Source organism: Falsihalocynthiibacter arcticus (assembly GCF_000812665.2).
Taxonomy (GTDB): Bacteria; Pseudomonadota; Alphaproteobacteria; order Rhodobacterales; family Rhodobacteraceae; genus Falsihalocynthiibacter; species Falsihalocynthiibacter arcticus.
Genome location: NZ_CP014327.1, coordinates 1,188,008 through 1,200,578 on the forward strand (window position 1 = coordinate 1,188,008; position 12,571 = coordinate 1,200,578).

Genomic DNA, 12,571 nt, shown 5'->3' on the forward strand with positions numbered 1-12,571 from the left:
CATGGTGCAAAAGAAAAATGAACGGCGCGGTCTTGGGCGTGGACTTTCTGCACTCATGGCGGATGTAAACATTCCTGCGCCGCAAGATGAGAAAGAAGCACCAGTTAGGGCCGAGCAAACGATCCCAATTGAGCTTATTGAACCAAATCCAGATCAGCCACGTCGGTATTTTGACGAGGAGGCGCTTCAGGACCTGGCTAGATCGATCACGGAAAAGGGTGTAATTCAGCCACTTATCGTTCGCCCGAACCCAAGAAAACAGGGTTTGTATGAGATTGTCGCTGGTGAACGTCGCTGGAGAGCCTCTCAGATCGCGCAGCTGCATAAAGTCCCAGCAATTATACGCGAGCTCGACGACACAGAGGTGTTGGAAGTTGCTATAATCGAGAATATTCAACGTGCTGACTTGAATCCGGTCGAGGAAGCCATTGGGTATCGGCAATTGATGGACAGATTTGGGCATACACAGGAAAAAGTGGCGTCAGCCCTTTCGAAAAGTAGAAGCTATATCGCAAATCTCCTTCGGTTGCTTCAACTTCCAGAGGATGTTTTGGCCCTACTTCGTGACGGCTCGTTGACCACAGGTCATGCGCGCGCTTTGATTACGGCCCCGAATGCTTCTGAATTGGCTAAAAAAATTGTAGCTGAAGGGCTATCCGTTCGCCAAACTGAAAAGCTCGTAAAAATTGGGGACAATAGTACTAAGAATCAAAAGTCCCCAAAGGCTTCGAAGGATGCTGACACTGTGGCAATCGAAGGGGATCTTTCGGCGGCGTTGGGGATGGATACAGTGATTGACCATTTGGCAGGAAAAGAGAGCGGTAAAGTCTCAATCAAGTATAAGTCTCTAGAACAATTAGACGAAATTTGCCGTATATTGTCATCTACGCGCTAGGCCTGGTCCACAAGAAAGCCATTACGCATAGGAGGCAAACAGCCTGAATGCCTAATACTAATGGCTTAAGGTCAAAGAACACCGATAGCGCAAAGGTGAAAATTACCGAGAGAGTTGCATAGATTTTTGCACTTATATTGATTGATCCATGCTCGTTCCAATCTTGAATGGGGGCCCCAATTTCGGATGGGAAATGAGCCAGTTGTGGAGCTTCTCAGACGAGCGAGCAAAAAGAAACGCCGCTAGAAGTAGAAACGGCACCGTTGGAAGAAGGGGTAAAGCTATTCCGATAATTCCAAGCGTTAGTGCCGCGATACCCAGTATCAGCCATACGGTTTTCAATTAAACATCCGCCAATAATGCGCGTAGAACGGCGTTGAGTATCACACGCCCTTGTTTCGTGGCTCTGAGACGTTCGCCGTTGTTAACAAGCATTCCCATATCGACCAAGTCATCAATTTTTACGCGACTTAGAGTTTTTTTAGAAAGCGACTCAAATCGATCGAGAGAAATTCCTTCCTCCAACCTAAGCCCCATCATTAGCATCTCTGTTGCTTGCTCTAGCTGCGGAATTGTATCTCTCAGTGATTCACCAGTGCCACGCGTTTCGACGCTAGTCAGCCACTTTTCAGGCTGCCGAAAAGTTTCGACCGCGAATTTTTGCCCCCCGAGAGTTAAGCGACCATGGGCACCTGGGCCAACCCCAACGTAATCTCCATAGCGCCAGTAAATGAGGTTGTGGCGGCTTTCAGACCCTATTCTGGCATGATTAGACACTTCATAGGCCGACAAGCCAGCGGCGTCACAAAGTTCTTGTGTGACAAAAAACATGTCAGATGCGAGGTCATCCGATGGAAGACCGCGTAGACCTCCGCGCGCTAGTCTATCTCCGAAGGCGGTACCGTCCTCGATCGTAAGTTGGTACAGAGAAAGGTGATCTATGGATAATTCCAGCGCTTCTTTCAATTCGGCCTTCCATTGGGTGAGCGTTTGATCCTGACGGGCATATATCAAGTCGAAACTCACCCTGTCGAACGTTTTCCTTGCGATATCAAAGGCTTGCTTGCCTTCTTGGACGGAATGAAGGCGCCCCAATCGTTTTAAGTCTATGTCATTCAGAGCCTGAAATCCCATAGATATACGGTTTACACCGCCATCCCGAAAACCAATAAATTTCCCAGCTTCAATTGAAGTGGGGTTGGCCTCCAGTGAAATTTCTATGTCATTTGCTATAGGCCATAGGTGCTTAGCGCGCTCAATAATTGCACCGACGACTTCAGGGTCCATCAAGCTCGGCGTGCCGCCGCCAAAGAAAATTGTATTTAGAATGCGTGGTCCGATTTCGGCGGAAACCCTGTCTAATTCAGCCAAATAGGCTCTAAGCCAGCGTTTCTGATCTACCTCAGCAGAGACGTGGCTGTTGAAATCGCAATAGGGGCACTTGGATTGGCAGAAAGGCCAATGGACATAGAGCCCGAAACCGCCGTTCTGCCAATCTTCCATATCAAACTTTCATCGCCGTTACTTCGATTTCAATCTTCATTTCCGGTTTGATCAAGTCGGAAATAATCATGGTTGCCGCAGGGCGCACTTCGGACAATGCCGCGCCGAGCTCTGGTAGCAATTCGTCTATCAATGCAGCGTCTGTGAGGGTGTATTGAACGCGTACGATATCTGACATTTCAAAGCCGCCTTCGATCAAGGCCGCACCTATGGTTGCGAAGCAGTTACGGGCTTGTTCGGCCACGCTGTCTGGCATCACCATCGTTGCATAGTCGTATCCCGTCGTGCCGGATACAAAGCACCAATTTCCCTTCACGATGGCGCGAGAATAGCCAAAGGTTTTTTCAAAGTCGGAACCGGTCGAAATCCGCTTCATACAGAAGTCTCCAGAATACTTTTAAACTTTGCAAAGGCATTGGCACGATGGGACATATTGTTTTTCTTAGCTGGGTCCATCTCGCCAAACGTCTCGAATTCGCCGTTTGGGGTAAAGATAGGGTCGAATCCAAACCCGAGTTCTCCGCGCATTGGCCATGAGAGCGTGCCATCGACTTTGCCCGCAAAGATTTCGTCGTGACCATCAGGCCACGCCAAACAAAGCGTGCAGTTGAAAGCGGCGCTCCGTGGATGCGGCGCGCCATCGGCCTCTAACATGTCCCAAACCTTTTTCATCGCCATCGGAAAATCGCGGCCATTCGGTGTTTCGGCCCAATCGGCGGTGTAAACACCAGGTGCGCCATTAAGGGCTTCGACTGACAATCCGCTATCATCCGAAAGCGCAGGTAGGCCTGATGCTTTGGCTGCGAAATGCGCCTTAATCCGCGCGTTACCTGCGAAGGTGTCTTCAGTCTCCGCAGGCTCCTCAAGGCCAAGTTCACCTGCGGACACAACTTCGATGCCATAGGGCAGAAGCAGCGCTGCAATTTCCCGCAACTTTCCCGCATTATGGCTCGCAAGAACGACTTTTTTCTCGGTCAAACTGCGCATTAACTTGTGGCTGCTTTTTGAGCGGCGACGAGTTCGTCGACACCTTTTTGAGCCAAGTCCAACAGGCCGTTCAATTGCTGGCGTGAAAAGACCGAACCCTCGGCTGACATTTGGATTTCGATAAGTTTACCAGAGCCGGTCATAACAAAATTTCCGTCTACGCCCGCTTCGGAATCTTCAGGATAGTCGAGATCCAAAACCTCTTGGCCGGCGTAAATACCACAGGAAATGGCGGCAACCGGATCAGTGAGGGGGTCGGAAATAACGTCACCAATTTTCATCAACTTATTTACAGCAAGTTTTAACGCCACCCAGCCGCCAGTGATTGACGCACAACGGGTTCCGCCGTCGGCTTGAATGACGTCACAGTCGATTGTGATCTGACGTTCGCCCAAGGCAACACGATCTACACCCGCCCGCAGGGAGCGGCCGATCAGCCGTTGAATTTCTTGCGTGCGCCCCGATTGGCCTTTTTTTGCTTCACGTTGCATGCGCGTGTTGGTGGCGCGTGGAAGCATGCCGTATTCGGCCGTTACCCATCCAAGGCCAGAGTTTTTCATGAAAGGCGGTACACGCTCATCAATCGTCGCGGTGCACAGCACATGCGTATCGCCGCACTTAATCAGACAGGAGCCCTCTGCATGCTTGGTGACATTGGTTTCGATCGAAATCGAACGCATTTGATCTACATTTCTACCAGAGGGGCGCATGGGAAAATCCTTTATTATGGGCGTGTCCAGATACCCTGCTTTCCTTAGATTTTGCAAGGGCGATTGACGTTCTCCCATAAACCCATCTAATGTAGATCGCCAACTATTGTGGGCTGAATGCGGGAGACTATGAATACACAATCCGAAATTCTTAAGGATATGAACGCGAGAAGTCGGGAGGTTTTCCGTCGGGTTGTTGAGGGTTACTTGAACAATGGCGAACCCGTAGGCAGCCGCACTTTGACGCGGAGTATGACCGAGAAAGTGTCGGCTGCGACTATTCGCAATGTGATGCAAGATCTCGAAATTTTGGGTCTGCTCGGAAGTCCGCACGTTTCTGCGGGTCGTATTCCCACCCAATCGGGTCTGCGTATGTTTGTAGATGGGCTTCTTGAAGTTGGCGACCTTGCGACCGAAGACCAGCGGCGTATTGACGAGACTTTGGGAAGTAATGAGCGCGATATGACCAGTATGTTGGATCGGGTCGGTTCCGCACTTTCGGGCCTAACGCACGGGGCGAGCCTTGTTTTGTCGCCAAAACATGAAGCGCCGATTAAGCATATTGAATTTGTCAGCCTTGGGCCGGATCGTGCGCTGGTTGTTCTGGTTTTTGCCGACGGACACGTCGAAAACCGCGTTTTTACACCTCCGCACGGGCAAACGCCGAGTTCGATGCGCGAAGCGGCGAATTTCCTCAACGCGGTCGCCGAAGGCAAGACACTGAGTGAACTTTCGGCCGTAATCTTGCGAGAGATCTCATCGCGACGGCAGGAACTCGACGTTCTCGCACGCGCGATGGTTGAGGACGGTTTGGCGCAGTGGGTGAATAAAGGTGAACGGCATGAGCGCCTCATCGTGCGCGGTCGGTCGAATCTTCTCGAAGGGGAGGTCGATGAAAAAGACTTGGAGCGTATCCGTTCGCTCTTTGATGATCTCGAACGCAAGCGGGATATTGCCGATTTTCTTGAATTAACCCAAGAAGGCGAAGGTGTTCGCATCTTTATTGGCTCGGAAAACAAATTATTTTCACTTTCGGGTTCCTCTTTGGTGGTTTCACCGTATATGAACGCTGAGCGAAAAATTGTGGGCGCGGTAGGGGTCATAGGACCGACGCGCTTAAATTATGGACGTATTGTGCCGATCGTGGACTACACGGCGCAACTTGTTGGTCGCCTGATTTCAGATCAAGGCTAAGGAAAAGTAAGATGGCAGAGCCTAGAAACGACGAATTTTTAGATGATCCAGAGGCCGTGGAGGCCGAACTTTATGCGGACGATATTTTGGAGGCGGACGCTGAGGCGGACGAGCTTTCAATTGTTACCAAAGAACGGGACGATTTCCGGGATCGCTTTATGCGCGCCCTTGCGGATGCGGAAAATGCGCGCAAACGGTCGGACCGCGATCGCCGGGAAGCAGAGAATTACGGCGGGTCTAAATTGGCACGCGATATGCTACCGGTTTATGACAATATGAAGCGTGCGCTTGATGCAATCGATGAAGGCCAGCGGGCAACGAACGCGGCCCTTTTGGAAGGTATCGAGTTGACGATGCGCGAGCTTCTTAATGTATTCGCCAAGCATGGAATTGAACGGATTTTGCCAGAAGTTGGCGAGAGATTTGATCCGCAACGCCACGAAGCGATGTTTGAAGCGCCTGTGCCAAACACGGTCGCTGGCGACATCATTCAAGTGATGGCCGAGGGCTTTATGCTTCATGATCGGCTCTTGCGTCCGGCTCATGTTGGTGTGAGTTCACAGCCTAAATAACCAAAGAAAAATTGAAGCTTAGGGCGCGACACTTAGCTGGGTCGCGCCTTTTCTTTTAGGGAATATAGTGCTTGAAGCGCTTCTCTCGGCGTCATTTCATCTGGATGAATATCCGCCAAAGCCTCTTCTATTTCGCTCGAGTTTTGCACGACCGGCGGGGGAGTGGGCTGGATTGAAAACAACGGGAGATCGTCAATAAACGCCCTTTGCTTGCCGCCCTCCCGTTCGCCTTTTTCCAACGCATCCAAAACAACGCGCGCACGATTGACGACGGACTCCGGAAGACCTGCAAGCTTCGCGACCTGAACCCCGTAAGACCTGTCCGCAGCACCTTTTTTGACCTCATGCAAAAATATGACGTCGCCCTCCCACTCCTTGACGGTGACTGTCGCGTTTTCGACCCCCTTTAGCTTGTCCGAAAGAGCGGTCATTTCATGGTAATGCGTCGCGAAAAGGGCGCGGCATTTGTTTGCATCGTGTAAGTGTTCGAGCGTTGCCCAAGCGATGGAAAGCCCATCATATGTCGCCGTGCCGCGCCCGATTTCATCCAAAATAACAAGCGCGCGGTCGTCTGCTTGATTAAGGATCGCAGCGGTCTCGACCATCTCGACCATAAACGTAGATCGCCCCCGCGCAAGGTCGTCACTGGCGCCAACGCGGGAGAAAATCTGGCTCACAAGGCCGATTTTAACACTGTCCGCAGGAACAAAACTGCCCACCTGTGCGAGCAGCGCAATAAGGGCATTTTGGCGAAGGAACGTCGATTTACCCGCCATGTTTGGACCTGTCAGTAGCCAAATCTGCGCGCCATCGGCCTGCGTTGTCAGTTGGCAATCATTCGCCACGAAAGGCGCGCCGCTTTGCTTGCGTAACGCGCGTTCAACGACGGGATGCCGTCCTGCGACAACCTCAAAACACCGACTATTATCAACCACGGGTTTGCACCAGTTTTCGCCTTTCGCAAGATCCGCAAAAGACAGCGATAAATCAAACTCTGATAGCGCCGATGCGGCGTTTCCTATGGGACCGGATTCCGCAAGAATCGACTGTGTTAGGCAAGAATAGAGCCGCTTTTCAATTTCTAACGCCCGTCCACCAGCATTCAGAATTTTGGTCTCCATTTCTGAAAGTTCTAGGGTCGTGAAACGGACTTGGTTCGCGGTTGTCTGGCGGTGAATGAATTTTTCCGACAGAGGAGCCGCGAGCATTTTATCCGCATGCGCCGCCGTTGTTTCGATGAAATACCCAAGCACATTATTGTGCTTGATTTTTAAGGCGGATATCCCCGCAGTCTCGATATACTCAGCTTGAAGCGCAGCAATAACGCTTCGCCCTTCGTCCCGAAGCTTTCGTGCTTCGTCTAGGTCTTCGTTATATCCTGGTGCGATAAAGCCCCCATCACGAGCAAGGAGCGGCGGTTCTGCAACGAGAGCCTGTTCGAGAAGATCAATTAGCGCAGTGTGATTTTTAAATGCGTCCGCTGCCACCTGGAGTAGTTCGGGTAGGGTCGACGGCAAAGATTTCCCGATCTGCTCCGCTTGGTTCAACCCGTTGCGAATGGCCGCCAAATCTCGAGGGCCACCGCGCTCAAGGCTGAGGCGCGAAAGGGCGCGGTCCAAATCGGGTGTGCGACGAAGGGCTTCGCGGATGCTGTCGGCCACAGCGCCGTTTTCAAGTGTAAAGGATACGGCGTCTTGTCGGGCATGAATGGTTTTGAGGTCGGTGGATGGGGCCGAAAGACGACGCGTCAGAAGGCGTCCCCCTCCTGCGGTGAGGGTGCGATCAACTGCAGAAAGCAGAGAACCTTCGCGTCCCCCCGACATGCTTTGCGTGATCTCGAGATTTCGACGGGTCGCCGCGTCGATCTGCACCGTTCCACCGGTTGTCTCTTTTTGCGGGGCGCGAAGGAGAGGGAGCTTGCCCTTTTGGGTGATCTCAAGATAGTCGATAATCGCGCCAAGAGCCGATATTTCAGCGCGGGTAAAGGCTCCAAACGCATCCAGAGAGCCAACCTTGAAAAGCGCCAAAATGCGTTGTTCGGCGGCGGAGCTATCGAAACTGGCTCGGGAAAGCGGCGTGAGCGAAAGACCAAAATCAGTCTCTAATTCGAAGTAATCCTCAATATTTGACTCAGAAACAACCAGTTCGGACGGCATCAAACGTGCCATTTCTGGCCCCAATCGAGTGGCGTTTGTTTCAATCACATGCAGCGCACCCGTTGAAATATCGACCCAAGCCAAGGCTGCCTGATCCCGAACCTCAGAAAAAGCGGCAAGGTAGTTGTGTTTGCGCGCGTCCAACAAGCTGTCTTCAGTCAGGGTTCCTGGCGTGACCAGCCGCACGACATCCCGCCGGACAATCGCCTTATACCCGCGTTTTTTGGCTTCTGTCGGGCTTTCCATTTGCTCGCAAACTGCGACGCGAAATCCCTTTTTAATTAGGGTATGAAGATACCCTTCAGACGCATGTATCGGGACGCCACACATGGCAATATCATTGCCTTCATGCTTTCCGCGCTTGGTAAGAGCAATATCCAGCGCCGCGGCCCCCGCAATCGCATCATCAAAGAACATCTCATAGAAATCGCCCATGCGATAAAACAGCAGCGCGTTCGGATATTGCGCCTTCAGATCAAGATATTGCGCCATCATCGGTGTCACAGTTGTATTTGCAGTGCTCACGGCCTCGTCCCCAGATAATTCTGGCCCGACTCTACAAAGCCAGCCGTCCTTACGAAAGGCGAATGTTGACCCTTGGCGCGAAGTTGTATTGGATGAAAGTCTTGCAAAAGGATACAGGCCCAAATGTCCACAAAAATGACAATCACAGACGCCGACGCACTCGCATATCACATGGAACCCAGACCGGGAAAATTTGATGTCTCGCCGTCCACCCCTATGACCACCCAGCGCGATCTATCCTTGGCGTATTCGCCCGGTGTTGCCGTTCCGTGCGAGGCCATCGCCAAAAACCCAGATGCCGCTTATGACTATACAAACAAGGGAAATTTGGTCGCGGTTATTACGAACGGAACGGCGGTTTTGGGGTTAGGAAACCTTGGCGCGCTCGCGTCTAAGCCTGTAATGGAGGGCAAGGCTGTCCTGTTTAAACGCTTCGCGGATGTGAATTCAATCGATATCGAGTTGGACACCGAGGACCCCGAGGCCTTTATCAATGCTGTGCGTTTGATGGGCCCAAGTTTTGGCGGGATTAACCTTGAAGATATAAAAGCGCCCGAGTGTTTTATCATTGAACAACGCCTCAAAGAGGAAATGGACATTCCGGTTTTTCACGACGATCAGCACGGAACAGCGGTTATTTGCGCGGCTGGATTGATCAACGCGTTGAAAATCTCTGGAAAGAAAATAGAGGATGTCCGCATTGTTTTAAACGGTGCTGGAGCTGCGGGTATTGCCTGTTTGGAGTTGATAAAATCCATGGGAGCGCAGCACAATAATTGCGTCATGTGCGACACAAAAGGTGTTATTTATCAAGGCCGTACCGAGGGTATGAACCAATGGAAGTCCGCCCATGCGGCCGTAACTGACCTGCGGACCTTGGAAGAAGCGATGCAGGACGCCGATATCTTCTTGGGTGTGTCCGCAAAGGGAGCTGTGACACCAGAGATGGTCGCGAGTATGGCGAAAGATCCCGTAATTTTCGCCATGGCCAACCCCGATCCGGAAATCACTCCCGAAGAAGCCCACGCCGTGCGCCCAGACGCCATCGTTGCCACGGGCCGCAGCGATTATCCGAACCAAGTTAACAACGTTCTGGGGTTTCCATACTTATTCCGAGGCGCGCTCGATATCCGTGCTCGGGCCATCAACGATGAAATGAAAATTGCTTGCGCACATGCTCTCGCGGATCTGGCGCGTGAAGAAGTCCCTGACGAGGTTGCGATGGCTTATGGTCGGAAACTTCAATTCGGGCGCGATTATATTATTCCGACGCCGTTTGACCCGCGTTTGATTTATGTCGTGCCGCCCGCCGTTGCAAAAGCGGGGATGGACACGGGGGTTGGGCGACGTCCGATTGTCGATATGGTCGGATATGAGGAAAGCCTGCGGGCCCGTATGGACCCAACGGCCCACATTCTGCGCTCAATTAATGCGCGTGCTAAGGCCCGTCAGGCCCGAATGATTTTTGCCGAGGGCGACGATATTCGCGTGTTGCGCGCCGCCGTTAATTACCAACGTTCGGGTCTCGGTAAAGCGCTTGTCGTTGGCCGCGAAAGTGGTGTGAAGGAGCTTTTGGGGTCCGTAGGAATGGGGGATGCTTTCGGCGAGCTGGAGATTGTTAATGCCGCGAACACGCCACATTTGGATGCTTATAAAGAACATCTTTACAATAAGTTACAACGCAGTGGCCATGATCGGCAGGATGTGAACCGGCTTGCTTCGCGGGATCGCCACGTCTTCTCTGCGCTTATGTTGGCACATGGGCATGGCGATGGTTTGGTGACAGGGGCGACCCGAAAATCAGCGCATGTTTTGGGGCTTCTCAACCATGTATTTGATGCGCGCGCCGAGGATGGTGCCGTGGGTGTGACGGCGCTTTTGTTGAATGGGCGCATCGTGTTGATCACAGATACACTGGTACACGAGTGGCCGGATCAGGAAGATTTGGCAACGATTGCGGAGCGCGGCGCAGAAGTTGCGCGGACGCTTGGACTAGAACCCCGCGTTGCCTTCGTGAGCTTTTCGACCTTCGGTTCCCCTGTTTCGGAACGCGCAGAAAAAATGCACCAAGCGCCGAAAGTTTTAGAACAACGTGGCGTGGACTTTGAATTCGAGGGGGAAATGACCGTCGATGTGGCGCTGAACCCACAGGCCATGTCGCATTATCCTTTCACTCGCTTGTCAGGGCCCGCCAACGTCCTTGTGGTTCCGGCGCGCCATTCCGCGAGTATTTCGGTGAAGCTGATGCAGGAGATGGCCGGAGCAACCGTAATTGGTCCAATCCTCACCGGAATTGACCAATCCATCCAAATTTGCTCAACAGTGTCCACATCGAGTGACATTCTAAACATGGCGATACTTGCTGCCTGTAAGGAGAAAAAGTGACGATCTTTAATCTAGGATCCATTAACGCGGATCACGTTTATTCAGTACCGCATTTGCCATTACCTGGGGAAACTTTGGCGGCGACGGGTTTTTCGATTGGCCTGGGCGGAAAGGGCACAAACCAGTCCGTTGCCGCAGCGCGAGCGGGTTCGGATGTTTTTCATATTGGTGCTGTAGGCCCCGATGGTGTTTGGGCGCGGGAAAAGCTTGCGGAATTGGGCGTTAATGTAGACGGGGTTTCGCAAATTCAAACACCCACAGGGCATGCAATTATAAATGTCGATGCAAACGCCGAAAATGCAATTGTTCTCTTTCCCGGTGCCAATGTTTCCCTCAGCGAAAGCGAAATTTCACGGGCTTTGGAGGCAGGGAAGGCGGGGGATACTCTATTGTTGCAGAACGAGACATCCCACCAAGCGTTTGCAGCGGAGTTGGCCCAAAAAAAGGGTATTCGGGTCGTGTATTCCGCTGCGCCATTTTCCATTGAGGCAGTGCGTGCGGTCTTGCCTTTTGTTTCGATGCTCGCAATGAATGAAGGCGAAGCAGCGCAGCTTTGTGCCGCGTTAGGGACGAATATTGAAAACCTACCAGTCCCAGAGACCCTTGTGACGCTCGGGTCAAAAGGCGCTCAATGGCATGGAAACGGATCAAACTTAAACGTCGAAAGTTTTTCGGTTGTTCCGGTTGATACCACAGGCGCGGGGGACACATTCGCGGGGTATTTCGCGGCGGCGCGCGATCAGGGAGCGGACGTAGCACAGGCCTTGAAGTTGGCGTCAGCAGCGGCAGCAATCAAAGTTACCCGCGCGGGTGCAGCTGAAGCCATTCCCGCACGTGCAGAGGTCGATGTTTTTCTTAGTCAGCGGAGCTAGTGACCCTGCGCAAACGGCGCGGCGCTATCCCAGAGCGCTAGAACTTTGGCGTCGCGGCCGCATCCTTTGCGGTATTTTTCATAGGCAGTGGACTGCTTCACAGGCCCAAAACGTGTAAGGACCCGTTTGTTGCCTTTGTAATAATTCTGGTGGTTCGCTTCGGCCACATAAAAGGTCTTTGCGTTCAATACGGGTGTGACAATCTTTTGTCCAAGTTCCGCTTGAGCTTTGGAAATTGCGGCGTTTGCGATATCCAATTCCGCCTGATTAGAGACGAATATCGCGGTGCGGTAACTGTCGCCACGATCACAGAACTGACCTCCCGCGTCCGTAACATCGACGGAGCGCAGAAAGAGATCCAGCAATTTTGAACGGTCAATTTTTGCGCTGTCATAAGTGATTTTGACGGCCTCAAAGTGGCCGGATCCACCCTTTGAAACGATTTTATAGGTCGGGTTGGCGACAGTCCCGCCCGTATAGCCGGACACCGCCTCAATTACGCCAGGCACCGATTCAAAATCGCTTTCGACACACCAAAAACAGCCACCGGCAACCACGAGCGTTTCGTTTTTTCCAGCGCTTGCGGGATCGCAGTGAAGGATAAACCCAAGCGTTAAGGCAATTGCCAGAGTGATGGATTTAAAGCTGTACGATAGGTTTTTCATATTGATCTCCTCGTTACCCAATCTTTTTGCCCATTTTGGAATCATTGCAATCCCTTGAAACAGAATGTCACGCAAGCTTGAGCAGTCTTTACTGGATGAAAAATGGA

Annotated in this window: 11 protein-coding genes and 1 pseudogene; 5 read left to right on the forward strand and 7 right to left on the reverse strand. The window is 52.1% G+C overall.

The features are described 5' to 3' along the window. The first annotated feature begins 1 nt into the window (after window position 1). A complete protein-coding gene (locus tag RC74_RS05885; protein ID WP_039002866.1) occupies window positions 2–895 on the forward strand; it encodes a ParB/RepB/Spo0J family partition protein in 894 nt (297 codons plus the stop codon). Here RC74_RS05885 and RC74_RS05890 read toward each other — a convergent pair. The 5 genes and pseudogenes from RC74_RS05890 to rph form a co-directional block, all read right to left on the reverse strand. Beyond that, a pseudogene (locus RC74_RS05890) lies at window positions 885–1,237 on the reverse strand (YbaN family protein). The gene RC74_RS05885 and the pseudogene RC74_RS05890 overlap by 11 nt on opposite strands. After that, window positions 1,238–2,398 carry a radical SAM family heme chaperone HemW gene (hemW, locus tag RC74_RS05895; protein ID WP_039002863.1) on the reverse strand — a complete coding sequence of 387 codons (1,161 nt, stop codon included), beginning with the start codon at window positions 2,396–2,398 and terminating at the stop codon, window positions 1,238–1,240. 1 nt (window position 2,399) lies between these two features. After that, window positions 2,400–2,774, reverse strand: a complete 375-nt coding sequence (locus RC74_RS05900) for a RidA family protein (protein WP_039002862.1) — start codon at window positions 2,772–2,774, stop codon at window positions 2,400–2,402. After that, window positions 2,771–3,385, reverse strand: a complete 615-nt coding sequence (gene rdgB, locus RC74_RS05905) for an RdgB/HAM1 family non-canonical purine NTP pyrophosphatase (RefSeq protein ID WP_039002860.1) — start codon at window positions 3,383–3,385, stop codon at window positions 2,771–2,773. The genes RC74_RS05900 and rdgB overlap by 4 nt, the downstream gene beginning before the upstream one ends. Next, the gene (gene rph / locus RC74_RS05910; RefSeq protein WP_039002935.1) at window positions 3,385–4,095 is read right to left on the reverse strand and encodes a ribonuclease PH; all 711 of its coding nucleotides are present in this window, start codon (window positions 4,093–4,095) and stop codon (window positions 3,385–3,387) included. Before rph ends, rdgB begins: the two co-directional genes overlap by 1 nt. A 129-nt stretch (window positions 4,096–4,224) precedes the next feature. On the opposite strand from rph, the gene hrcA reads away from it, so the two are divergent. After that, window positions 4,225–5,289: a heat-inducible transcriptional repressor HrcA gene (gene hrcA / locus RC74_RS05915; RefSeq protein ID WP_039002859.1), complete on the forward strand. Its 1,065-nt coding sequence runs from the start codon at window positions 4,225–4,227 to the stop codon at window positions 5,287–5,289. A gap of 11 nt (window positions 5,290–5,300) precedes the next feature. Beyond that, on the forward strand, window positions 5,301–5,861 hold the full coding sequence (locus tag RC74_RS05920; protein WP_039002857.1) for a nucleotide exchange factor GrpE: 561 nt from the start codon (window positions 5,301–5,303) through the stop codon (window positions 5,859–5,861). A gap of 32 nt (window positions 5,862–5,893) precedes the next feature. Here RC74_RS05920 and mutS read toward each other — a convergent pair whose 3' ends face one another. Next, window positions 5,894–8,512 (reverse strand): DNA mismatch repair protein MutS, encoded by a 2,619-nt coding sequence (gene mutS, locus RC74_RS05925; protein ID WP_039002934.1) that lies wholly within the window; start codon window positions 8,510–8,512, stop codon window positions 5,894–5,896. A 153-nt stretch (window positions 8,513–8,665) separates the two neighbouring features. On the opposite strand from mutS, the gene RC74_RS05930 reads away from it, so the two are divergent. Together RC74_RS05930 and RC74_RS05935 are read left to right on the forward strand one after the other, a co-directional pair. Beyond that, entirely contained in the window at window positions 8,666–10,927 is a 2,262-nt protein-coding gene (locus RC74_RS05930; protein ID WP_052274902.1) for an NADP-dependent malic enzyme, read from the forward strand. Further along, window positions 10,924–11,799, forward strand: coding sequence for a ribokinase (locus RC74_RS05935; protein ID WP_039002855.1), 876 nt, complete (start codon window positions 10,924–10,926; stop codon window positions 11,797–11,799). Before RC74_RS05930 ends, RC74_RS05935 begins: the two co-directional genes overlap by 4 nt. Here the strand turns inward: RC74_RS05935 and msrA are convergent. Beyond that, on the reverse strand, window positions 11,796–12,464 hold the full coding sequence (gene msrA / locus RC74_RS05940; protein WP_039002931.1) for a peptide-methionine (S)-S-oxide reductase MsrA: 669 nt from the start codon (window positions 12,462–12,464) through the stop codon (window positions 11,796–11,798). The two genes, RC74_RS05935 and msrA, sit on opposite strands and share 4 nt — an antisense overlap. Window positions 12,465–12,571 lie beyond the last annotated feature (107 nt).

Bases quoted from the DNA above. Each gene is read 5' to 3' on its own strand.
- hemW (WP_039002863.1), bottom strand. From the start codon at position 2,398: ATGGAAGATTGGCAGAACGGCGGTTTCGGGCTCTATGTCCATTGGCCT.
- RC74_RS05900 (WP_039002862.1), bottom strand. From the start codon at position 2,774: ATGAAGCGGATTTCGACCGGTTCCGACTTTGAAAAAACCTTTGGCTAT.
- rdgB (WP_039002860.1), bottom strand. From the start codon at position 3,385: ATGCGCAGTTTGACCGAGAAAAAAGTCGTTCTTGCGAGCCATAATGCG.
- RC74_RS05930 (WP_052274902.1), top strand. From the start codon at position 8,666: ATGTCCACAAAAATGACAATCACAGACGCCGACGCACTCGCATATCAC.
- mutS (WP_039002934.1), bottom strand. From the start codon at position 8,512: ATGATGGCGCAATATCTTGATCTGAAGGCGCAATATCCGAACGCGCTG.
- RC74_RS05885 (WP_039002866.1), top strand. From the start codon at position 2: ATGGTGCAAAAGAAAAATGAACGGCGCGGTCTTGGGCGTGGACTTTCT.
- rph (WP_039002935.1), bottom strand. From the start codon at position 4,095: ATGCGCCCCTCTGGTAGAAATGTAGATCAAATGCGTTCGATTTCGATC.
- msrA (WP_039002931.1), bottom strand. From the start codon at position 12,464: ATGAAAAACCTATCGTACAGCTTTAAATCCATCACTCTGGCAATTGCC.
- RC74_RS05920 (WP_039002857.1), top strand. From the start codon at position 5,301: ATGGCAGAGCCTAGAAACGACGAATTTTTAGATGATCCAGAGGCCGTG.
- hrcA (WP_039002859.1), top strand. From the start codon at position 4,225: ATGAATACACAATCCGAAATTCTTAAGGATATGAACGCGAGAAGTCGG.